This is a genomic window from Aminobacterium sp. (assembly GCF_034926885.1).
Classification (GTDB): domain Bacteria; phylum Synergistota; class Synergistia; order Synergistales; family Aminobacteriaceae; genus Aminobacterium.
Window position 1 is genome coordinate 1 of record NZ_JAYFQR010000013.1, and the last position, 22,208, is coordinate 22,208.

Genomic DNA, 22,208 nt, shown 5'->3' on the forward strand with positions numbered 1-22,208 from the left:
CCGCAACTTCCATTCCGCCACTACTATTGGACAGGGTGAGCCCATTTATCTTTGAATTGGCGGGAGCCAATCGTACGGACTGGGATTCCCGCCATTCACTTTATCACGTTATCAGGAAGCAAACTATGGCCCCTTACAAAATTGAAAATAAGAGCGCTATTCGACTTAATGGGTAAAATCCAAATATTCTGTAAACAGGCAACAAAAAGAGGCTCTCACATACAGAGCCTCTAAAATACCACGACCAAAAGAAATCCAAAAGGGGGGGAGATCGTTTTGGCCTAATATAATTTTTTCGAATATGCCTTATTCTAACATAAAATAGGTTTTCTGTATGTCTTTTTATTAAAATTTATTCATAGCCCTAAGATCATTCGTGTAATATTAAAATAGATCAACAGACCAGTTATATCCACTATTGTTGTTAATGCGGGGCTCGCAACAATAGCGGGATCAAATCCCAGAAAAACTGCCCCCATGGGCAAGAGAGCACCTATCAATGTAGAGGTAACAACTTGTATCATCAGTGCCATAGCGATAGCCGTAGCTATCATAGGAAGAGTCATTCCTACAGGTAGTATCAAATCTTTAGATAAGAAAAGAACTTTTCCATAAGAAAGTCCTCCCAAAATAACACCGAGCATAACTGATACTTTTAACTCTTTTAGCAAAACTTTAAAAATATCCTTTATTTTAATTTCGCGAAGTGCCAACGCCCGTATTATTACAGTTGCAGCCTGGCTACCAGTATTTCCACCGCTATCTGTAAGCATTGGCAAATACAACGCTAAAATCATAAAATGAGCCAAGGTCGCCTCAAAACGGTGAATAACCATACCAGAAAGAAGTCCTACCGCAGCTAGCCCAACAACCCAAAAAACTCTATTTTTGAAGTGTTCAAAAGCAGATGTCTTTAAATATGTACCTACGTCATGTCGCCCACCAATGGCCATAAGTTTTTCCATATCTTCAGTGTGTTCTTGAGTAATAATATCAATGGCATCGTCATGTGTAATAATTCCAACTAAGGAACCTGCTTCGTCAACAACAGGCAAAGCAAGAAGATCATATTTAGCGATTTTTCTGGCTGCTTCTTCTTGGTCATCATTTGCTTTTACAAAGATAAGGTCACGATGCATAATATCAGCAACGTTGAGAGCAGAGTAAGAAACAATAAGGTCTTTTAACGACACAAAACCCAATAACTTACGCTGCTCCCCTAAAACATAAATATAATAAATAGTTTCTCTATCTGGAGCTTCTCTGCGTAGTTCTTCAATAGCTTGAGCTACTGTTATATTCTCAGGTAGTGTTGCGTAGTCGGAAGTCATAACAGAACCACATGTGCCTTCTGCATAAGAAACAAGACGTCTAATATCGTCTCGCTCTGCCTGGGCAAGGGCTGGTAAGAGTATCTTTTGCGTTGCTTCTGGTAAGCGCCTAAACAAATCAGCTCTATCATCAGAAGACATATCTGTAACTAAAGCTGCTAGATCATGTCTCGCCAATTGACTGGCTAAAGTAATTTGCCTATCTTCATCTATTTGGCAAAAGACTTCTGCCCTCTTCTGAGGATTGAGAATGGAAAGAATTGACCATATCTCTTGAGGCTTCAGTGGGGATAAAAAGTCGGCAACAACTGCAGGATGGTTTGAGATACAAAAATCTTTAATCAAAGAGAAATCTTTGCTCAGCAGAAAAGTTTGCAGAGCTTGGCCTAATGACATATTCATCGGATATCACTCCTTTTCAGTGTCTAAACAGACCTCAGACCTCTGAAAAAAAGTGACGTGTAGAGGTCTGTTTGAATAACGCAGCAGATTTTAAATATGTACTGCTACCAGGAACGTCGTCCATTCAAACCTACCTCCTTTTTTTTATTAAAGTCGACGTTAACTTACCTATTTTAACAAAAAAGGCGGGAAACTGAATTCCCGCCTTCTGAAACAAAAGAATATAGTTAAATATGGATTTTCCCTTCAGAAAGAATACATTTCCCATCAATGTAAAGTTCAGGGTTGGTAATTACTCCATCTACATGGATTCCTGCAGCAACTGTTCCTCCAAAGGTATCGTTACTGCCAAGAGCAATATGTACAGTTCCATATATTTTTTCATCTTCGAGAATAACCCCTGTGACTCGAGCTTTATTATTAGTTCCTATTCCAAGTTCAGCTACATTTCTTGCCAAAAGATTGTCTCCCAGAAGGTCAAAGAGTTTTTGACGCTCAGGACCCTGCGCATCTACAAGCTGCCCTTTCTCAAAAAAAAGTTTCAAGGGAGCACTTAAGACTCCAATTCCAGCAAATGAACCGTCGATAACAACTTCTCCTGAAGTGCTACCCTCAACGGGAGCAATAAAAGCTTCACCAGATGGTAAGTTGCCAGCTTGCCCTTTTTCCCGATATACACCTGTACTCGGAATACCTTTTCTCCCGTCAAGAGACAACGTAAGGGAACAGCCGTCTTTTCGTATCTCAGCCTCTTTAGCCTTGTCAAGAAGAGATGTGAGTTTTTTTGTTAAAATTTCAACTTCTTTATAATCTGCAGTAATAGGCCCATTAAAATACATATCCTCAGTAATTCCAGGCATGGTAGCAACACGAGCTCCAGCAACACATGCATCTTTTTTGGCGTGGGTATGAGTCATAGACTTACTTGTAGGAATAACGACAACATCTGAAGCTAACATCAATTCACGCACACGTGCAGATGGTTCCTCTCCATTTTTTTTCATAGGCGAAATTTGAACCAGAAGAGATTCGCTTCCTAGTAATTGCCCCGCCTCAAAAAGACTTTTAGCAATATTTACAGTCTTGCTATCGCATATTATCAATAATTTTTCTTCTCGACGAAGTCCCATATTATCTGTGAGAAGGCACTTCGACACATTAATCATTTTCTCAAAATCCATTTACCCTTGCCCCCTATCCAAACATATCTTTAATCACTCTGGCCACAACACTTCGGGCTAGAAATACAGGTTTTCCAAGGCTGTCTCTTACTTTCTGCTGCATTTTTATTGTATAGCCCATGCAATCCATAATAGCTATATCTGGATTATATTCTTGTAGCTTCTCTATAGCATTATCAAGTTGCAAAGAGTCTGCATATGGAGAAGCAGCAACAACTGATACTCTTCCTGACACAGTTTCCCACCTTTTCTTAGATTGTGCTATCTGATCTTCAGAAGGAGTAATGACACCTAATTTTCTATTTTCAGCCACTGCCTGTACTACATTGTAAAGAATACGTTGAGGCCGAATCAAAAGTCCCTCTTTACCAAAAGAAGGGAATTCACCGGTACAAAGGAGAAGAACAACAGGAATATTATGTTGGAAATGGTCTCGAATTTTCTCTTCAACTCTAGGTGTGATATAACGCTCTGCAACTGTAACCGAAGTTCCATCTTTCATTCTCGTTACAAGAACGTAATCTCCCTTTTGAGGTGCCATTTTTGCAATATCTTCTTTCGTCAAACCATCTAAAGCACCAGATTCAACAACATTTAGATTCTCCCCTAGAATAGGCAAGATATCTGGAATTATATCTACTCGCGGAGCTTGGCCTATAGTTACGGTTCCCAAAATTCGTTTCATGTGTATCACCTCTTCAATATACGATCACGGTGCCAACATCCCAGATGACTTTTACACCCCGGGCCCCCATGTAAACATTCATCAAGGGAACCATCACTCCCACTTTCAGGAACTTCTGGCAAAACAGAAATGATATTAATAATTTTTTTGACCTCGTCTTTTTCCCCACTTATGACAAACGTTGTAGCCCCTTCTGCTCCACTAATTCCCCCCCTGCCAATAATGTATGCTTTCACAGATGCAAGGATTGAAAAAGCTTCAATTTCACTTACGACACAACCTGGAACAGGGATAAGACCTACCGACATGCCCATAGATGTATTGATTTTTTTCCGTCCGCTTTCAAGTATGGCTTCATCAAGAAAACAGGGAGCAAACTTCTCAAGCCCAGCCGCAATATAAGTAATAATTCCTTCAGATCGCAAAGTGGAAATCACCTGCCCGGGGACACCTCCCAGAGGTGCTCCTGCCATCATGGCTGCCTGTTTGTGCACATCAACAAGATTAGCCCCGCATATAGCTATATCGGAAGCATTCATTTCAGCGACAACTTGTGATAGACATTGGTCAACGTTCTGAATTTGTCCGTTATAAATAAGAATACTATGAGGGAAAGATGGGAGAGATTTATTGCACGATACCGTTCCGCGAGGTGTAACTCTTCCGCTAATCCGCAAGGGAGAACCAACAAGCTCTTCAGCAACTGCAGAAACTGTCGTTCCCCCTTTTAAAAGAATCCGACCTTCCCTAAACGCTCTTTGTACATCAGGAAGAACGGCGATTGCTTTCGCAATCAGCCGTTTTCCCATTGGAACAGTCAATGTTATTTGAGCTTTATACATTATCTATTTTTTACCAGCAGTCTGAAAATGATTCATAGGACCGTATAAATCAATAAGCAATTCGAATTCTTTTGTGATGTAAAAAGAACAGCTCTTTCTAGTAAAATTCTTGGCTACCTCAATATTAAAACGAACGACCTGTTCTATATCTGTAGCATGACTTGCACCTGTAGCGCACCCTGGAACAGCAGAATGAGACGTAATAGCAATTCCAATACATGGGGCCTTAGCCGCAGTTGAAGGTTGCAATATGCTATTCAAGTGGTAGAGGCCATTGCCATAAGGTGTAATATCCTGGATAGTAAGAGGAAAGACAACTGGAAGCTCTCCTGTAACGATTTCCATAATAGAAAGAATATCTTCACTTACTCGCAAGATATATCCCTCTTTAACGGTGGGAGAGATAGCAAACCCTTTATGATTTATGACTCTGTTGCCACGAGTAGTATCCACAATTAAAATGGCATCCATTTCAGGATCAACTTCTTGCTGATTCATTGTAGTCATATCAACAGGGGATCCCATAAAAGGCACAGGTTCATGAGGCTGAGTGGGAGCATCGGGACAAATATGGGTAGAAATTATGACATCTCCAGGAAGTACATCGCCAACAGAAAGCATCTTTGCCATTTTTAAAACCGTTGCGACAGCAGCCACTGCTCCATCTCCATCAGAAACAAGTCCAATACGCTCCGGACGGGCACCTATTCCGCCTAGTCGACCAATGATACCTAATGTGGGAGCCGTTCCATTCATGCGCTTTCCGTGACTCCCAGGAATAACCGCTTTTATAAAATCTGTATGTCCCTTGGGACCTTCAATTTTTTTTACTTCTACTTCCTTAATTCCAGCTTTAAGAAAAACATCTTTTACCATTTCACCGCTCACATCTGAGCGATCAAGAAGGTCTAAAGCCTCAAGAGTTCTAGTAAATGACATACTCACCACTCCTTTTATTGATACGACGATATATCTTTATGGATAATGCGTTCTGCATCGCGTAAAAGATCTATGCAGCGCATTCCTTCACCTAAACATAAATTTGTTTTGGGAACCGTAATAACATAAATAGATTGACCTTTTTCTATTTCTGCACTGGTTACTGGCATGCCTGAATGCCCATCCATTGTCATAATAAGATCTGGGAACGTACCCAGACGTTCTCCATTTGTTCTTTCGAGGGTTATATACTCATTCCAGAAAGTAAGAGCAATGTCGTCTATATCCACACGCCCCACATCAAAACCTCCTGCTGTCTCTAGCTCCAGATTTTGAACAGTCCCGCGCGTAATAATCTCTCCCCCTAAAAACTCTACAACGGAAGAAACAAGCTTCTCCGCTCCCTTATCTTTTACATTCAACATAGCTCGCCCTAACTTTATAGACATTGCTACGCCTCCTGGAGCTCCATTCATTTTGGCAAAAGAAGCTTTTACAGGGTTACGAGCTACACCAACAAGACCTCGAGCCTGAACGGCTGCCTGGCGAACTAGAGCAGATGTCTCGGCAAGTCCTCCAGAAACACATCCCTCTACATATGTATTGTTATCTGGATTCCCTCCGGCAAAAGCCTGAATTGACACGTAATTTTTATCTTTTTGTAACCCCATTGATCCCATTACTCCTGTAGGATGAGCTCTACCGTTACAGGGAATATCAACTATGGGTAAATCTAAAAGAGCGGCTTGAAGCCAACCATTTACTACTGCATTTCCGCCACACTCATTAGTAATAAGACCGCCTATTTGCTCTTTATTGTGTGTCTGAAGCAAATCGATTGTTCTCCAATAGGCTCGTGGAGAAACAACAGCCTCCTTTGCTGCCGGCGCACCTACACCAGAGCAGGTAACGAGAATGTTTTCATCACAACAATCCTCAGCATCAATAAGAATGGGACGTCCCATTTGAACAGCTAAAAACCCTAAATCCAGACCTCGTTCCATAGCTCCACCGCCACCGCCACCAAGAACGGCACCACCTAATACAGCAGCTTCTACATGTTCCTTCTTCAAAACTGTTTGAGACATTTCATCAACTCCATTTGTTTAAAACCCCAACGTAGCCCACATTAATGCTCCCTCAGCACTTACAGGATCTATAACAGGAATATTGACCTCTTTTTTTATTTCCGATGCTAAAGAAACCGTAGACATACCCGTACAAGCCAATGCGATGACATCAGCGCCTTCCTTTTTTAAATTCATTGCTTCTTTCAAAACAGCAGCTCTTCCTTCAGGAGTCATTAGATCAAGAGTAGAATGAACTTCTTTTGGGCGTATTTCTTTTATTAAAAAATCTTTCAAAATATCTTTCATTCCTGCTGGAGTTTCATCTGTTATGCCAATAACACCAACACGTCTTCCAACTCCAAGAGCAAGAAGAGCTGTGGAACGCCCCGCCCCTATTACAGGAATAGAAAGTTGCCGTCGCAAACTCTCTACTGCTGGATCGTCTGCACAACTTACGATAATTCCATCAAAATTTTCAGGCAAAAGAGAAAAAGCCAGTCGCTCAATTTTAGGGAGAGCTCTCTTTTTAGTTTCTTCATCATGTATGCCTTCCGGTTGATCTGGAATGCAGTAAGAGCACACATCCCATTCAGGGAAAAGAGCCATCAAAATTTTTCCATGTGATTCCAACACCTGCGGATCCCTTGAAGTCAAGACCCGAATAAGAGCTATTCGACGACGTGAATGCTCCATCTAAACATCTCCTTTTACATAAAGCTTCTTACAACTGCAGAAATAAATCCGTAAATGCCGTCTCCTGCGATAAGACCTGCTTCTCGCATTTCCATCCATTTGGTACCCCAAATAAGACGGCAAATGACAGCAGCTAGCACTCCAATTCCATATAAGGGACTCTTGATAAGAAGACCCGTAGCAAAAAGAATTCCTATAGCACGCTTAGCCCCACCTATAGCCTGAATGATCGCTCCAACAACGCTCCACATGAGTAATTGACGAAGGATATCTGGATTAGCTCCTGCCTGTACTGTCGCTGCAAAAACTCTGCTTACTGGAGGTAACATATCCAATCTGAAATGCATCTTCATAAGGAAAAAGACTGTTACAACAGAGACAAAACCACCTACAATTTCTGCTATCGCCTGTTGACGCCGTCCATCTAATTCATACTCCAAATCTTTTCCCTCTCCACGAATAATCCAACCAGTCTTGAGGTCGTAACCCATATCAGCAAAACAAGGACCCGTACTTGCAACATATCCAGCTAAAAGGGCAAGGGGAGCTCCAGGGAAGCCCATGAAGAGTCCGAGGCTCAAGAAAATAACACTGATGGCAAACCCCGGGAACCATCCTGAGTGCATAGCGCTTAAGCCAACAAGAATAGGTGCAACAATGGCAGAGAAGGTTGTCCAGACAATCCATAAAACCAATTTCCCAACACTCATTTCAGCCCAAATACCGCTTAGAAGAGCCAAAACGATAGCTCCCAAACCGAAAAGGAAGGTATGGAAGAAAATTGTTTGTTTTACTTTTTCATGAGAAACAGTGGGAAGAGGTCCGTCACTATTATTACGAGACGAAGAACCCCTGCGGAAAATAATAGCAAGAGCCTGAACAAGAGAAACTACACCCGCCCCAATCATGACTCCATGAGGAATATACGTTTTACCTAGATCGAAACCAAATAATGTTCCGGAGTATCCACGGATTACAAGTCCGACACCAAGAGCAGACATGGCAAAAATGTTAGCAATAAAGACTATTCCAATGCCAGCCATAGGAAGCCCAAAATGGCGTCCCACAACACCAGCAAGAACCCCTTCTAAAAGACGGCGTGCTTTTTTCCCGCCTTCATCTCCAGCGATAAGAGCTTGAGCTGTTGCAACGCCAGGAGGCCATGCTCCTGCCGCAGGATAAAGGTCAGAGTCGTAGACTTTATAAACAAAGTGCATTCCTATTAGTGTAGCGAGACCGGAACCAATCAACATTGGAAGTATTAATTTGGGAGTGCCAAATACATACATAATCCCAACTGAAAGCAACCCACAATTTGCCGCAGCAAAACCTGCGCCAGAAGTCATGGTTTGAACTAAATTTTGCCGATCAAGAGAACGAAAATCTTTTAAAAATGATAAAGGAATCCGTGCAAGAGTCATTGCAACAATGGCCCCTATAATTGAGGTATTTGGTGTAATACCTATTCTTGAGATGATTTGCATACAGATAATAGCGGAAAGAACCGAAACAATTAAACTTAAAATAAGAGTGCGTGGTTCCAAAGCTTTGACGTGTTTCTTGCGTTCATTCATACTTTTCCCTCCTTTAATTTTATGTGCTTAAATTTAAAGTCAAAAACACAATTGTCCGCGTATTTTTTTAAATCCGCAGTTATATATTCAGGAAACGTACCGAGAACATATTCAATTTAAAAAACACTATTCTGGAAATTTACACATATATTTATACCGTTCAAAAGAAAAGGAAACAATGGAATTGATACACAAAGAAAGGGTAAACACTTTATGCTCAATGCACAAAGTGTTTATATAAGAACTTCATCATCAAGAAGTGTATACGTGATAAGTGCAAAAAAGAGTTTTTGAAGCTTAAAACCAGAAAATATATCAGATCCGAAAATTTCTTCTATTTGATTTAAGCGATAACGCAATGAATTTCTGTGTAGATGCAAAGCTTCGGCTGTTCTTTTCTGATTACGATCCATTAGTAAAAAGACTTTAAGTGTTTGTAACAAAGAACCATTATTGTTTTTATCGTAAGTTAAAATAGGGTCAAGTATCAATCGACTTGTTAGAACAAGTTCCTTTCTATCGGGGTGGGTATACCAAAAAGAAAGATGACGCAGACTATCAAAATCAACAAAACCTGACTCTTGGTTCATAAGCTTCTTCACAACTTTAAGAGTAAAAAAAGCCTCTCTATAGGCTTTCTTTATCCCCTTTTCAAGAGTATGCAGCCCACTTATGCTCACACAACGTAACTCTGGTTCAGATTGGAAAGACAAAGCTACATTCTGAGCCAACTCTTTAACAGCAGAGAACCTTGTCTCATCTTGCACCACAAAGAGAAGACCAAGCATGTTTTCAAATTGAACAAGAAAGAAATCCTGCCACTTTACCTTTATCTTTTCTACAAGTTCCCAAATAACAACGTTATGAACTCCACCATTATTAGGAATTTCTAAAAGCATGAAACAACACAAATCCAAAGGAGATAAATTAAGTTGTTTCAGTAAATCTATATTTTCCTCTAGAGAAATGTTGTCTTCGATCATATGTCTTAGTACATCTTGCTTATTTAAAGCCCCCTTAAGGAGACGCTCTCTTTCAAAAATAAGAGACATGACCTTTTTAATCACAGGAACATAGGGAAGTTTAGGGGGTAATAAAATAATGGGAAACCCCATTTTTTCAGCTGTTTTTAAAACTTCCTGGGGCACTTCCTGAATAAAGCGTCCCAACTTTATTCCCATGCCGGAAGCGCCACCTTCAGCTTGAAGACGCACCAGTCGTTCTAAACGGGAAACATCTTCTTTATAGGCGTATGCTGTTGTTAGAAGAAAGGTGCCAGGCGTCACCCATTGGTCCGCATCTGGCACCTCTAATACATCTATACAGAGAACAGGATTGTTTAATCCCCGTTCCCCCGCTATAACAATAGATTCCTCCATGCAAGGAATTTCGAGTATTTCCTTGACACGTAACACGCCATTTCACTCCTCTTAAAGCAATATAAACAACTTTATACTACAACTATACCACCTTAAGAGTCATAACCAGAATCTTCGAAGCCTTCATACCCCTCCCATGGATCAATATCTACATCCATGTCGTCGTTACCCATGTCATCTATGTCAGCTCCCAGATCGTTCCAAGAGCGCTCTTCAGGGCTTACCGCATCATTATCGTCACCTTGAGGATTTTTCTCTCCTCCTCTGTTCTTTTCCGCCAAATCCTTCAAGCTTGGCCTTTCTCGACCAGGAAGATTCAAATAAACCTCAAGACGACAACCTCTTTTACGAGGCATTCCTTCTCTTGGGATGCTCGTTATTATGGCTTCAACTGGTAATTCTCTTTCTATAGCAGGCAGGACAAGATCGGTTACTTCTTCTGGTAAAAAGCCAATAATTTCATCTTGCTCGGTTTTTACGAATATCTTTTTTTCTTCAGCCACAAAATGCACAAGATCTCCAGCTCGGCATTCTTTTAAAATATCCTGCCGAGACCTCCCAGCGTCGTTATTTTCTGTTGTATCAAGTACCCGGGTGTGAATTGACCGCTCTTCGAGAGGAGATCGTTTTTCTGTTTCATTACATGTTTTTTCTGGACAAATTTTGGAGTAAAGTTCAGGAGCGATATGAAGACGTGAAAAGAAAGCTTCTACTACATTTTTTGTGGGGAATTTTTTAAGGAGAGCTGCGCCGCTGGAGTGATCTTTAAATTCAATGTGGAGATATGCTATTCCCTTATCGGATATTTCCCCTTTTACTATTTCACCTTCTCCGTAAATATTATGAACTATGGTTGCTCCCTCAAGTAATGCGATGTTTTCGAAGTTGTTATCTTCCATATACTTCCGCACAATGTCCAGAGAAAGCTCTTTCAGTGTTTCTCTCGTTCCGGTCGTCATGCGACTCACCATCCTCTGGTATAACGTTCTGTGCGGACATTATAAACTACTTTTCTTATTTGAAAAGGGGGGTTAAACAAAATCTTTAAAAATGATTCGACTCCCTATATTAATTTCATTTAAGGGAATATTCCCTGCGGGGCATTCCAAGACACTTCGTGCCTTTTTATTCCTGCATAACGACCATGGAGTTACATCGCGCCGTATTTCTAAAACCTGATTGTCGTCATCAAGAAAAAAAACATCGAGATTAAAACGCATTCCTATGGTATGTATAGCATTGCACGGCTTCAAAATGATTCCCCACGGGAGATTGGGTGGGGGAACAAACATGAGTCCCATAAATCGGGAGGAAAAAGAATCAGCAAAATAGAGAGGAGAGAATATAACATCTCCTCTTGAATTCAAGATTTTATATGGGCGTTTATTTCTAAACCTTCTAATATCCATTGTCCATTATTTTGCAAAGGCTTCCATAATCGATATGAAAGCTGGGCCCAGGATAACGACAAAAAGTGATGGGAAGATAAAAAGAATCATGGGAAAAAGTATCTTAATAGGAGCCTTCCGAGCATGTTCTTCAGCTTTAAGACGGCGGAAACGTTTTAAAGCTCCTGCTTGACTGCGCAATACATCACTGACTGAGACACCGAGTTCTTCTGCCTGAATAAGACTTGTAACAAAATGACGCACTTCTTCGATAGGCAATCTTTCCGTAATGCCATGAAGTGCCTTTTGACGATTTTCTCCCAAACTAATCTCATGAAGAGCACGTGCAAAATTCTCACCCATTGGGCCACGCAGACGATCTGCCACACGAGACATAGCCGCATCAAGGCCTAAACCAGCCTCTACACTTACTACCATAAGATCCATAACATCGGGAAGCTGATTTCGAGCCTGTGTCTGCCGCTCCTTACCTTTGCCGCTAATCCATATTCCTGGAATAAGATAAGCTAAAGCACCAAGGATAAGCGCCCCGGTAATACGTAATGGTGCAGGAAGAAGAAAAGCAGCTATCATAGCAAAAATCAAAGCAAATGATACCTTAAGACCGGCAAGAACCTCCCCCCGTATTCCCATAGGGCGGCCGGCGAAAAGACAATATCGGTCCATACGGGCAATCGCCTCATTTGGAAAGAAGAAACGACCAACACGGCTTATTTTGACGCGAAAAGGATCGACAACTCGCTCTTTGAACGTAGCAATTTCTTCTTCCTCTTCCCCCGTAAAACGCGCTGCTCTGTCAAAAGAATCCGCTTTTTGAGGAGAAATTGTATTGAGAACCAGAAAAATTCCTAGCGTAACTATGAGCATTAAAAATACAATAACAAGAAATTCCACGTCTCCACCTCCTTAATAACGAGGTTTAACAATACGTTGTATAATCAGGATTCCAACAAAAGCAAAGAAAACAGCTACTCCCAACATTTTCTGTCCTGTAGGCGTGGTGAAAAGAGGAGTTAAATAACCCGGGTTCATAAGATTAATAATAACGGCCATAGCTACAGGTAGTATAGAGATAATGAGTCCCTCAAGGCGCCCTTGCGACGTCAATGCTCTCATTTGAGCGGCCACATCCTGCCGATCACGCATAACACGTGCTATATTCTCTAAAATTTTAGCCAAATTTCCACCAATCTCTTTTTGAATAAGAATGGATGTTACTACTAACTCAAGATCCATACTTCCAACACGATCAACCCAACGGTTAAGAACGTCTTCAAGATCTAAACCCAAAGAAATTTCTGCAACAACCTGTTGTAACGTGTCCCCTAGAGGCGCTTCCATTTGTGACGCCGTATTCTGTAAAGACTGTAAAAAGCTAAAACCAGCCCGCAATCCAGAAGAAATCATATCAAGCATTGGAGGTATTTGGCGCTCAAATTTATGAAGTCTTCTTTGTTTACGAACTCTAGCAACAAAAATAGGGGTTACAATAGCCCCAACCAACCCGACAGCCAACCCAAAGGGGCCTCGTACTATAAAGAGAAGAAAAGGAATGACGATAAGAATGCCAAGCCATATGAGTAAAGCTTCCTGTGGTTTAAGAGGCATATCTGCTTTTATAAGGTCTGCCTCCATTTTTTTAAGAAAAGCATCGGATGTAAGATGTTTTGCAAAAACTTTTTTATCGTCAACTTTTTTCTGTTCTCGCCCTCGCGTAAACCATGATTCCGTACGTGAAACCTGATCTGTCTCTTCTCCAATCCAGATCATAGAAAGCCCTACCGCCATTAAGAAGAGAAGCACACCTATTACCAAAGCAAAGAGTATCCCTCCCATGCTTAACTCCCCCTTTTGGCCCGTAAAATATCTTTTGGCAATGTTACCCCAGCCATATCAAATTTATAGCTACGATGGGGTTGAATACCCGTTGGATCAAGATTTCCTCGAACTCGCCCCGCATCGTCAAAACCTTGATGGTTAAAAGTAAAGAGATCTTGCATCTGAATCGTGTCACCTTCCATACCTGTTATCTCTGAAATTGTAAGAACACGACGAGAACCATCTTTCAGTCGTTCCTGATGAACGATAAGATCTATACCTGACGATATCTGCTCACGAATAGCCCGTATAGGCAATTCCATCCCCGCCATAAGAACCATGCTTTCAAGACGAGAGAGAACATCTCTCGGTGAGTTAGCATGAAGAGTGGTTAAAGAGCCATCATGACCAGTATTCATAGCCTGAAGCATATCGAAAGCTTCTTCTCCGCGACACTCACCTACGATAATTCGATCGGGACGCATACGGAGCGAGTTCCTCACAAGCATTCGTATAGTTACAGCTCCCGTTCCTTCTATATTTACAGGACGAGATTCCATACGAACAACATGGTCTTGTTGCATACTTAACTCTGCCGCATCTTCTATAGTGACTATACGTTCTCGATTCGGTATAAAACTTGAAAGTACATTTAACGTTGTCGTTTTACCCGAACCAGTTCCACCTGTAACAAGAATGTTGTACCGAGCTTCAGTTGCTACCCGCAAAAAACTCACGGATTCATCTGAAAGCGTACCTAAAGCAATAAGATCCTGGGCAGAAAAAGGTTCCCGTCTGAACTTTCGAACTGTCAACGTCGGCCCGTCAATGGAAATAGGCGGAATAACAGCATTGACACGTGAACCGTCAGGCAAACGGGCATCGACCATAGGTGACGCCTCATCTATACGACGGCCTAATGGGGCAACAATTTTATCAATAATCCGGCGTATGTGATTGTCGTCATTAAAGAAAACATCCGCAGGTTCTATTTTGCCCCACCGTTCTACATACACCATATCGCAACCGTTTACCATCACTTCTGTCACTGTATCATCGTCTAATAAGGGTTGAATCGGTCCATACCCAAAAACCTCATTTAAAAGGTCGTCTTCAAGACGGCTTAATTCAGCCGCATTAAGGCCTTTAACTTCCTCAAGCATAGATTGAATTTCAAGGGTGATCTGTTCTTTAACCAAGGATGATTTACCCCAATCAGGCTGAGCCGCTATTTCTTCCATATCAACTTCATCAGCCAACCGAGATAAGATACGACGATGAGTTTCACGATATAACTCGGAAACAGATCCTCGACCTCGCCGCTGACCTGCTGTATCACCAGCCAAACGTCGTAAAAGGCTCATTAGCTTGTCACCTTCTCTCGCACCTCAAGAGCAGAAGCTATCTCTCGTATTATCTTCGAGTAGGCTGCCCGAGGCTGGTCGATAATAAGCGGTTCCCCCCTTAGCCACCCGTTTTCAAGCTTTGATTCGAAGGGAAGAATACCTTTTACTGTATATTCCTTATCAATTTTTTCTACTATAGAACGATGCTCTCGTTCAACTCGGTTTAAAATGACAGCTCTTTCAATCCAGGGAATACGTAACTGATCGAGAAGACCCGAAACCAAATGTAAATTTTTTACGCCAGTACAGGTACAATCTGATACAAGCCATAATCGTTGACATGCTTCAGCAAGTTCGACACTTATATCGTCAAGATTACGGTGCAAGTCGACAAATATATAGTCAAAACGATCAGAAAGAGATTGAATCAAGCGATCTGCCATTCCCGCTTTGATAAGTTCGGCCTGTACAGGATTTTTAGCTGTTGGCATAATCATGAGGTTGTTAGGCCCCAGAGCAAGATAACGTTCACCATCGGCTACTCCGCTAAGACATTCATTTGCCCAGTTTGTCCAACTCAATTCATAGGGTGTATTTAAAAGAAAGGCCACGTCACCCATATAGAGATCGCCGTCAATCAGAGCCGTACGTTTGCCCATCATGGCCAATTGAGATGCTAAAGATATAGAAAAAGATGAACCTCCGGCGCCACCTCGGCAACTCCAAATAGCAATTCTCTCAGCCTGACGTGTGCCACCTTTTGAAAGAGTTTCTGTATTGACGCGTCTAATGGCATCTACGAGTTCAGCGCTCGTAAAAGGCTTCAACAAATAGTCACGTGCGCCAGCCTGCATAGCTTTTCGCAAAAACGCAACGTCTTTTTGCACAGAGATCATAATGATCCCTGGGTGGACAGGCATTTCTGCCAATTTTTCAGCTAATTCCGGCCCATCTCCATCAGGAAGCTGAACGTCAAGAAGAAGAACAGACGGCCTCAATCGAGTGACAGTCTCCATCACACCTTCAAGTCGATCGCTCTCCCCTATAATTTCCACATCCGGCTCCATCTGCAACATACCGCGAATAACATCTCTTGTTACAGAATCATCATCTACTATGAATACTCGAATCATAGGCCCACCACCTCCGGTGTCACTGTGATCACGAGTTCTGTCTCATCGTTCGTGAACTCTTTACTTCTAAACAGCTGTCCAATAATAGGAATATCGCCAAGCAACGGAATCTTCTTTACGTATTTTGATTGCTTATTGTCAAGTAAACCACCAACAACAAGAGACTCATTATGAGCCAAACGTACCTTGTTCGCTATTTTTCGACTTCGAATAGCTGGGATCTTTATGCCTTCAGTTTCAACGGCATTCTCCCAATCAATTTCACTAACTTCTGCTTCAAATGTCAGCCAAATTTCACCAAGTCCATCAAGTTCTGGCGTGAATTTCATAATCACTCCGTATGGTTTCCACTCAACTTTAATCTCGTTGTTATCCACTCCCACTGGAACGGGAATCTCTCCTCCTACATTGAGAAAAGCTTCTTCTCCACTTAACGTAGATAGGTAGGGTTTACTTAGAATTTTAGCTTGCTTATTCTCTATAAGAGCGTTGATTACTGCATTGATGCTTGTTGGCAAATCATTGTTCTGTGTGTAATCGATAACGTGAGCATTATCTGGATTGAAATCAAAAATGCCCCAAAAATGATTATCGTTATACTCTAAACTTTTCAAGCCAAGTTTATCCCCATCTTGCTTTTTAAGCTCCATAACAATGGCACGAAGCTTTATCTGAGGAGCGTCTTCAACTTCTAACAAATTTATTATTTTTTCACCAAAAGCACCTGCTATAGCAACAGCTCGTATGCGATCTCTTGGAGTTTTCACTTTACCTTCAAGAACAACAGCACCTCCGCGAACGGTAACATCAACATTTTCTGCTTTCAGCAATTCCTTTAGCTCCCACGAAGGGGCATCTGTTGAAGGATGGACGAGAATCTTTTCCATATGCATTCCTTTGACATCCCACACTATAAGAGCAGCTCCGCCTTCGATTTTCCCGGTAAGCAGAATTTGGTTATTATCCAAAGGAACAGCGTCAAGAACATCTGGATTTCCTACCGACATTCTCTTTACATTCTGATATTTAAGAACAGCACTGTCTCCCACATCAAGATGATAAGTTGCAGCTACCGCTGGAATAACCCCCCAAAGAGCTACTACTAACGCTATAACAAAAAAAGTGCTTATCTTTCTAACGAGACGAGTCATCAACGAGACCTCCCATCAGGAGAAACTGTTACTGTTGTTATATTTCCAGGCTGAATCATTTCTATTTTCCAGCCCTTAGGTATGGCAGGTACACTTCTTTTAACAACAGACTTCATTGGGGCTGCCTCGGCCACACCTTTCGGTGAATTGGAGTTTCCGGGCCCTTTATACACAACTAGGGGGGTCTGTGTCTCTTCATGAGCCGGACGTAAGGCCAACCATAAATTGCCGAGACTCTGCGCCCAGGCTGCCACTGCCGCTTCTTCTGGAGAAACTTCTACTACCGCTGTTTGTGCCACCATTTGTTTTTCTTTATTTGTTTCTTTCTCTTCTTTACGTCCCATAACTCCACCAATAGCGAGAACCTTTACCCGAGAAAGAAGAAGACGAGATGTAGGGCTAACCTCATCTTTCTCTCTGTAAACGTGGAAAACATCAACGTAATCACCTGGGCGAAGAAGACCTCCAGTAGCCCGTACCTCATCAATAGGTAAAGCTATAGCTACGCGACCATTTGGAAGCTGAAATGCTACTCCAAGCTTCTCAGGATCTAGCGACAATTTCCCTTTTAATACAGGATCGCCAGTTGAGAGCTCCATCATAGAAGCTTTTCCGACAACTTCGTCTAAAGATAACACTTCATCTGCAGGAATGCTGCTTCTTGGCATTCTAACAGTCTTTACATCTTCGGATGTAATAATAGAAAAAGCATCTTTGGGACGTGTTGCCACCACAACAGAAATAAGCTCTCTTTCTGCCCGGGCAATCTTTAGTTTGTAACTACGGATCTGCTGATATACTAAAAAAGCTGCCATAATTCCTAATAACAAAGAAACTACTAAGAAAATTCCTCTCTTTTTCACGTCCTCACCTCACCTTCATTGAATTAGACTAACTGAATAAGCGCCAAAAGAGCCACTTCCACCACCAGAACTGCCTGGAATAACTCTTTCCACAAAACGGCCAATAACTCGTGAATCTTTACCGGTACCCTCTACCCCTTCAAGAAAGAAACTGGCAAACCCCACAACTTCCACTTCTTTGCGTCCGTATACCTCCCAACCTGCAACGACAGGTAAAGTAATCAATCGTGGGCTTTCGTATAAATCATCAAGATGGGTTGAATACCAATCCCATGAAATACGTCCGTCTTCATCAAGAATATAATCCACACCTTCTTTGATGATTTCAAGAGCGATAATATAATCGATACCATCTTCTGTTGGGCCAGACATATTTCCAGGTTCGGTTGTAACCATCATGCCCTCTTTTACAATGGCATCGTAACCAAATTTTAGTTTTTCTCTAAAATTATTTGCGCCCTTTCCACCAAAAGCTAGAGCATGAAAATTCCCGTGATGCTGATACCCTGGGTCTTCGGGATCAGAAGGATCATGAGGACCAATTTTTAAAAGATACTGTTCTCCAAAAACAAATCCTGTTTCAGGCTCTTCTATGCCTAACGGACGTAATCCTATAGAAGAAGAGGCCGATGAAATTTGCGCTGCGGCACGGGCAGAAACAGCACTAGACGTTATGCCCAAGATGCGGGCAAAAGTCATGCCAACTATCTCTTGCGCCGTTACACGACATGTAAGCGCATCTGGAAAATCTACAGAGTAACTTCCTTCTGATTTGTTATCAGTAGCGACTTCAGCAGCAACTTGCGTAGCACTTGCTTCTCGAAGAGTCTGACTTGCCATAGCATTTCCAAGTTCCCACGCCCCAGCAAGACTTGCTGCATCAGCAGCTGTCTGAAGACGCCAGCGAGTCATAACAAGACGACCGTAATCTAAAGTAAGAGCACCTGCACCAAATAACACCACCATGCTGGCAGCTACCCACACAAGAACAGCTCCCCGACTTCGTTTAAAATTTTCCTTTCGGTTCTTTTCTCTCATTTCTCTCACTCCGATCTAAAAGCGGCCACGGCTTGCGCTTGCCAATTAGGCACAAGCCCCTCCACAAAAGACCCAAGAGGTGTTATAAACGCAACAGGAGCATTTACTGTTACAACAGATTCTTCATAGGTTCCCTTATTGGTCTTTGCCACATTTACGGTAACCTCATCACTTGCCCAACGTGAAGCTAAAATTTCTTCAACTCTGCTGATAACATCGGTGTCATTACCGCCAACAGAAGCCATGCGAGCTCCTTCTCGAACGCTATGCTGCAAAGTTAAATATTGTTGCATGATCAAACCAAAATCTATAATTCCCATCACGAGAAGAAGCAAAAGGGGCAGCACTAACGCAAATTCAACAAGTGCCTGCCCTTTACTTCGTTTTTTCAATATTTTTCTCATTTCATCACCCCCGCTCATAGCAGGAGATACAGAGCATACCCAATAGCGATAGAAAGTGCGTAAGGAACTTTTTCTTTTCTATGCTCTCGCCCTGATATCCATATACTCTTGAAAAACTTACCCGCGCCACCTGCTAACGCTAACCAAACACTTTTATAATCAACATCTTTAAAAGCCAAAACAAGAACTAAAAGGCCACCAACAATAGATGAATATAAAACAACATACAAAGCCCCAGGCCAAGCTACTACTGCCCCAGTTGCAGCTAAAAGCTTAACGTCTCCAGCCCCCATTCCTCCCAGCATATACGGAATAAGGAACCATCCTAATCCCAACAAACCACCTAAAAGAGAGGGCATAAACGCACCCTGGAAACCATGAAAGAGCAACGCTGCAAAGAGCACCCCATATGTGAGCCAATTAGGAACCTTTTTATATTTGAGATCATAAAAGCCTGCCCAACATAAAATAACCAGCGTTACCCACTCCATACAATCTCTCCCTTTAGAAACAAAGGGCAGGTTAACCTGCCCTTTGTTTCTAGTAAATTAAAAAATAATCTTCAAGATTAGGAGACAATAAGTCTTGAGATTTTTTATTGTGGAGTTTCTTCACCGTTTAAAGCGGAAGTGGCATCTCCAAAAGCGCCTTCAATTCCCTCCCTTAACTGTCCTAAAGCAAAAATAAGCAACACCGAAATCAAAGCAATTATCAATCCGTATTCCACCAGCCCCTGGCCTTCCTCATCCCATACGAGGTTACGAAGTTTTTCTATCATTTATATTCCCTCCCCTTCTCTCCTAACGTAGAATATTTTGCTACTGTTTTACAATAATAATAAATGCTTAATCCCCGCTTGTTTACATCTTAAGTTTCATGAAAAAAAAGTGAAATTCATCAAAATGAAGGGAAAGTTAACCCATGCCATTGGGAAAAAGTCCCAATGGATAAGGGGAAGAAGTATGTACTTTCTTACTTATTCGCCAGCAGAATCCATAATTTCTGATGGTGCATGCTCAGGCAATCCCCATTTCCATGCGAGGGCAACAGCCTGGCCTTTTTCTTGTACTTCAAGTTTCTTCAATATTTGGCTCATATGATTTTGTACTGTTTTATTTGAAAGGATCATTCGTTTAGCTACTTCTCGGGAAGAGAGTCCATGGGAGATCCAATAAAGGATTTGTTTCTCTTTGAGTGTCAAAGTTTCAATTTTTTCTTTAAATTCGGCATGGGGAGAAAAAGAAGAGAGGAGTTTTGAAGCTATTTGAGGATCTACATAGCGACCACCAGAAGCAACAATTCGTAGCGCAGTAAGAAGCTCTGCCAATCCCGATGATTTTAAGACATACCCTTGAATACCTGCTCTTGATACACGTGTTATCTGATTTTCACCATCAAGTGCAGTAATAATGACAAAAGCACAATTTACTCCCTTTTCACGTAATTTATTGACTACTTCTATGCCATCAAGTTTTGGCATACGTATGTCAAGCATAACAATTTGTGGAGACATACGCTCAACAACTTCTATAGTCTCTTGCCCATCTCGTGCTTCTCCTATAACCTCAATATCAGATTCCATATCAAGAACTTTTCTAACGCTTTCTCGAAAAAGGTTATGATCATCTGCTATGACTACAGTAATTTTTCCCATTAATAATCATCCTCCGGAATTGGCACTCTCATTGAGACGGTGGTCCCCCTGCCAGGGGAGCTATCGATAGAGATATTTCCTCCAAAAAGACGCGTTCTTTCTTCCATGTTCATTAAACCGTAAGATCCTCGTTCTCTGGCATCAGCTTTTGCTTCTTCAACGTCAAAGCCTTTGCCATCGTCACTGATTTTGGCACTAAAAGCATCTGTCCCAGCGCTGAGAGCAATCTTGACGTTCTTTGCGTCTCCTTTTTGTATAGCATTGTCCATAGCTTGGTGAATGACTCTAAAGAGATTGCTGCGCAGAGCCATTGGAATACTCACAATATCTCCGGAAGCCTGAAAAGATATTTCTACCCCATAACGATCACTTGCCTGTTTCGCATATCTTTGAAGGGCTACATCAAGCCCCTCTTCAAGACCTTGAGGATAAATCTGGAAAAGGAAGGTACGAATATCCGCCATTGCCTCTTGCATCTGTTTCTTTACTTTGCGAAGCTCTTCTATTGCTTCATGATTTTTCCCAGTTTCAATATATCGTTCTGCTAAATCATAAAGCATAATTGCTCCTGAAAGCTTCTGTGCGGGGCCATCGTGAAGATCTCTGGCCAACGCCCTACTATCCCTTTCAGCTAAGCTGAAAGCTGCCGCAAGAATTTTAAAGCTTTTCTCGCTATCTGCACCTAACATAGCATTTACAGCTTGGTCTTCCAAAAGTTCAAGGGCCAAACGAAACTTATTGGCCATTTCGTCACTGCGTGCAAGGGATTGTATGATTTCCCGTTCTTCTTTCATTAAGTATTCACGCTGTTGACGTAAGCTACGCTCACGTTCTTCTAAGGTGGCCTGCATTTTCATAAGCTGCTCGGCACGATCATAAGCTTGTTGCTGAGACTTCTCATCTTCATCACGTGTAGCATCAACTAAACGTTGACGAGCACTTTTATAAGCCTGCTCCGTTTTGTCAGAAGCTTCAATAGTTTCATAAATATTTCTCTGAATGTATTCGAGTTTTTCCCGCACTTCTTTAAGCCTCTGGGTTTCTTCATGTCGAATACCAGAAACGCTTGATAGGTTGGATGCGATATACCCCTGTACTTTGTTATGAATGCTTTTTAACTTGGTATAAATCGTGTCATCCTTCATATGAGCCTCCACTGTAGATGGGCCAGAGTTTCGTTCCGTTTACTTAGGTAAAGTGAAAGAGATAATGAAAAAGGCGGGCACCTCTCCTTTATACTGGTGTTGCTCAAACAACCAAAATAAAGGATATAGGAGGTAAACCCGCCATGACATC

23 protein-coding genes are annotated in these 22,208 nt (G+C 41.8%); all 23 read right to left on the bottom strand.

Annotated features, from left to right (window positions below):
* Positions 1–356: 356 nt before the first annotated feature.
* The gene (gene mgtE / locus VB083_RS05890) at positions 357–1,733 is read right to left on the bottom strand and encodes a magnesium transporter (RefSeq protein ID WP_213699582.1); all 1,377 of its coding nucleotides are present in this window, start codon (positions 1,731–1,733) and stop codon (positions 357–359) included.
* A 227-nt stretch (positions 1,734–1,960) separates the two neighbouring features.
* Complete coding sequence (locus tag VB083_RS05895; RefSeq protein ID WP_323401857.1) at positions 1,961–2,914, bottom strand: aminopeptidase; 954 nt, start codon at positions 2,912–2,914, stop codon at positions 1,961–1,963.
* A 13-nt stretch (positions 2,915–2,927) separates the two neighbouring features.
* Positions 2,928–3,599 carry an AroM family protein gene (locus VB083_RS05900; protein ID WP_323401858.1) on the bottom strand — a complete coding sequence of 224 codons (672 nt, stop codon included), beginning with the start codon at positions 3,597–3,599 and terminating at the stop codon, positions 2,928–2,930.
* 5 nt (positions 3,600–3,604) lie between these two features.
* Complete coding sequence (locus VB083_RS05905) at positions 3,605–4,441, bottom strand: hypothetical protein (RefSeq protein WP_213701053.1); 837 nt, start codon at positions 4,439–4,441, stop codon at positions 3,605–3,607.
* Between the two features lie 3 nt (positions 4,442–4,444).
* Positions 4,445–5,380 (bottom strand): DUF1177 domain-containing protein, encoded by a 936-nt coding sequence (locus VB083_RS05910; RefSeq protein WP_213690354.1) that lies wholly within the window; start codon positions 5,378–5,380, stop codon positions 4,445–4,447.
* Between the two features lie 14 nt (positions 5,381–5,394).
* On the bottom strand, positions 5,395–6,468 hold the full coding sequence (locus VB083_RS05915; RefSeq protein ID WP_323401859.1) for a DUF917 family protein: 1,074 nt from the start codon (positions 6,466–6,468) through the stop codon (positions 5,395–5,397).
* Between the two features lie 18 nt (positions 6,469–6,486).
* The gene (locus VB083_RS05920; RefSeq protein WP_323401860.1) at positions 6,487–7,143 is read right to left on the bottom strand and encodes an aspartate/glutamate racemase family protein; all 657 of its coding nucleotides are present in this window, start codon (positions 7,141–7,143) and stop codon (positions 6,487–6,489) included.
* A gap of 14 nt (positions 7,144–7,157) precedes the next feature.
* Positions 7,158–8,717, bottom strand: coding sequence for an OPT/YSL family transporter (locus VB083_RS05925; protein ID WP_213701049.1), 1,560 nt, complete (start codon positions 8,715–8,717; stop codon positions 7,158–7,160).
* Positions 8,718–8,950: 233 nt separating this feature from the next.
* Positions 8,951–10,132 (bottom strand): PucR family transcriptional regulator, encoded by a 1,182-nt coding sequence (locus tag VB083_RS05930; protein WP_213701048.1) that lies wholly within the window; start codon positions 10,130–10,132, stop codon positions 8,951–8,953.
* 56 nt (positions 10,133–10,188) lie between these two features.
* Positions 10,189–11,055: a hypothetical protein gene (locus VB083_RS05935; protein ID WP_213690349.1), complete on the bottom strand. Its 867-nt coding sequence runs from the start codon at positions 11,053–11,055 to the stop codon at positions 10,189–10,191.
* Positions 11,056–11,127: 72 nt separating this feature from the next.
* Complete coding sequence (locus VB083_RS05940; RefSeq protein WP_323401861.1) at positions 11,128–11,505, bottom strand: DUF192 domain-containing protein; 378 nt, start codon at positions 11,503–11,505, stop codon at positions 11,128–11,130.
* Positions 11,506–11,511: 6 nt separating this feature from the next.
* Positions 11,512–12,399: a type II secretion system F family protein gene (locus VB083_RS05945; protein WP_213699412.1), complete on the bottom strand. Its 888-nt coding sequence runs from the start codon at positions 12,397–12,399 to the stop codon at positions 11,512–11,514.
* A 12-nt stretch (positions 12,400–12,411) separates the two neighbouring features.
* Positions 12,412–13,341, bottom strand: coding sequence for a type II secretion system F family protein (locus VB083_RS05950; RefSeq protein ID WP_213690346.1), 930 nt, complete (start codon positions 13,339–13,341; stop codon positions 12,412–12,414).
* A gap of 2 nt (positions 13,342–13,343) precedes the next feature.
* The gene (locus tag VB083_RS05955; RefSeq protein WP_213695997.1) at positions 13,344–14,687 is read right to left on the bottom strand and encodes a CpaF family protein; all 1,344 of its coding nucleotides are present in this window, start codon (positions 14,685–14,687) and stop codon (positions 13,344–13,346) included.
* Positions 14,687–15,802: a response regulator gene (locus VB083_RS05960; RefSeq protein WP_213690344.1), complete on the bottom strand. Its 1,116-nt coding sequence runs from the start codon at positions 15,800–15,802 to the stop codon at positions 14,687–14,689. Before VB083_RS05960 ends, VB083_RS05955 begins: the two co-directional genes overlap by 1 nt.
* A complete protein-coding gene (locus VB083_RS05965; RefSeq protein WP_213690343.1) occupies positions 15,799–16,953 on the bottom strand; it encodes a type II and III secretion system protein family protein in 1,155 nt (384 codons plus the stop codon). Before VB083_RS05965 ends, VB083_RS05960 begins: the two co-directional genes overlap by 4 nt.
* Complete coding sequence (gene cpaB / locus VB083_RS05970) at positions 16,953–17,816, bottom strand: Flp pilus assembly protein CpaB (protein ID WP_213690342.1); 864 nt, start codon at positions 17,814–17,816, stop codon at positions 16,953–16,955. The genes VB083_RS05965 and cpaB overlap by 1 nt, the downstream gene beginning before the upstream one ends.
* 15 nt (positions 17,817–17,831) lie before the next feature.
* Complete coding sequence (locus VB083_RS05975; protein WP_213690341.1) at positions 17,832–18,854, bottom strand: pilus assembly protein TadG-related protein; 1,023 nt, start codon at positions 18,852–18,854, stop codon at positions 17,832–17,834.
* A gap of 5 nt (positions 18,855–18,859) precedes the next feature.
* Entirely contained in the window at positions 18,860–19,258 is a 399-nt protein-coding gene (locus VB083_RS05980; protein WP_213690340.1) for a TadE/TadG family type IV pilus assembly protein, read from the bottom strand.
* Between the two features lie 14 nt (positions 19,259–19,272).
* Positions 19,273–19,749, bottom strand: coding sequence for an A24 family peptidase (locus tag VB083_RS05985; protein ID WP_323401862.1), 477 nt, complete (start codon positions 19,747–19,749; stop codon positions 19,273–19,275).
* Positions 19,750–19,853: 104 nt separating this feature from the next.
* Complete coding sequence (locus tag VB083_RS05990; protein WP_323401863.1) at positions 19,854–20,036, bottom strand: Flp family type IVb pilin; 183 nt, start codon at positions 20,034–20,036, stop codon at positions 19,854–19,856.
* A 198-nt stretch (positions 20,037–20,234) separates the two neighbouring features.
* Positions 20,235–20,912 (bottom strand): response regulator transcription factor, encoded by a 678-nt coding sequence (locus tag VB083_RS05995; protein ID WP_323401864.1) that lies wholly within the window; start codon positions 20,910–20,912, stop codon positions 20,235–20,237.
* On the bottom strand, positions 20,912–22,057 hold the full coding sequence (locus VB083_RS06000) for a sensor histidine kinase (protein WP_213701162.1): 1,146 nt from the start codon (positions 22,055–22,057) through the stop codon (positions 20,912–20,914). Before VB083_RS06000 ends, VB083_RS05995 begins: the two co-directional genes overlap by 1 nt.
* Positions 22,058–22,208 lie beyond the last annotated feature (151 nt).

Coding starts and splice junctions, on each gene's coding strand:
- mgtE (WP_213699582.1), bottom strand. CDS start 1,733: ATGAATATGTCATTAGGCCAAGCTCTGCAAACTTTTCTGCTGAGCAAA.
- VB083_RS05895 (WP_323401857.1), bottom strand. CDS start 2,914: ATGGATTTTGAGAAAATGATTAATGTGTCGAAGTGCCTTCTCACAGAT.
- VB083_RS05900 (WP_323401858.1), bottom strand. CDS start 3,599: ATGAAACGAATTTTGGGAACCGTAACTATAGGCCAAGCTCCGCGAGTA.
- VB083_RS05905 (WP_213701053.1), bottom strand. CDS start 4,441: ATGTATAAAGCTCAAATAACATTGACTGTTCCAATGGGAAAACGGCTG.
- VB083_RS05910 (WP_213690354.1), bottom strand. CDS start 5,380: ATGTCATTTACTAGAACTCTTGAGGCTTTAGACCTTCTTGATCGCTCA.
- VB083_RS05915 (WP_323401859.1), bottom strand. CDS start 6,468: ATGTCTCAAACAGTTTTGAAGAAGGAACATGTAGAAGCTGCTGTATTA.
- VB083_RS05920 (WP_323401860.1), bottom strand. CDS start 7,143: ATGGAGCATTCACGTCGTCGAATAGCTCTTATTCGGGTCTTGACTTCA.
- VB083_RS05925 (WP_213701049.1), bottom strand. CDS start 8,717: ATGAATGAACGCAAGAAACACGTCAAAGCTTTGGAACCACGCACTCTT.
- VB083_RS05935 (WP_213690349.1), bottom strand. CDS start 11,055: ATGACGACCGGAACGAGAGAAACACTGAAAGAGCTTTCTCTGGACATT.
- VB083_RS05940 (WP_323401861.1), bottom strand. CDS start 11,505: ATGGATATTAGAAGGTTTAGAAATAAACGCCCATATAAAATCTTGAAT.
- VB083_RS05950 (WP_213690346.1), bottom strand. CDS start 13,341: ATGGGAGGGATACTCTTTGCTTTGGTAATAGGTGTGCTTCTCTTCTTA.
- VB083_RS05955 (WP_213695997.1), bottom strand. CDS start 14,687: ATGAGCCTTTTACGACGTTTGGCTGGTGATACAGCAGGTCAGCGGCGA.
- VB083_RS05960 (WP_213690344.1), bottom strand. CDS start 15,802: ATGATTCGAGTATTCATAGTAGATGATGATTCTGTAACAAGAGATGTT.
- VB083_RS05965 (WP_213690343.1), bottom strand. CDS start 16,953: ATGACTCGTCTCGTTAGAAAGATAAGCACTTTTTTTGTTATAGCGTTA.
- VB083_RS05975 (WP_213690341.1), bottom strand. CDS start 18,854: ATGAGAGAAAAGAACCGAAAGGAAAATTTTAAACGAAGTCGGGGAGCT.
- VB083_RS05980 (WP_213690340.1), bottom strand. CDS start 19,258: ATGAGAAAAATATTGAAAAAACGAAGTAAAGGGCAGGCACTTGTTGAA.
- VB083_RS05985 (WP_323401862.1), bottom strand. CDS start 19,749: ATGGAGTGGGTAACGCTGGTTATTTTATGTTGGGCAGGCTTTTATGAT.
- VB083_RS05990 (WP_323401863.1), bottom strand. CDS start 20,036: ATGATAGAAAAACTTCGTAACCTCGTATGGGATGAGGAAGGCCAGGGG.
- VB083_RS05995 (WP_323401864.1), bottom strand. CDS start 20,912: ATGGGAAAAATTACTGTAGTCATAGCAGATGATCATAACCTTTTTCGA.
- VB083_RS06000 (WP_213701162.1), bottom strand. CDS start 22,057: ATGAAGGATGACACGATTTATACCAAGTTAAAAAGCATTCATAACAAA.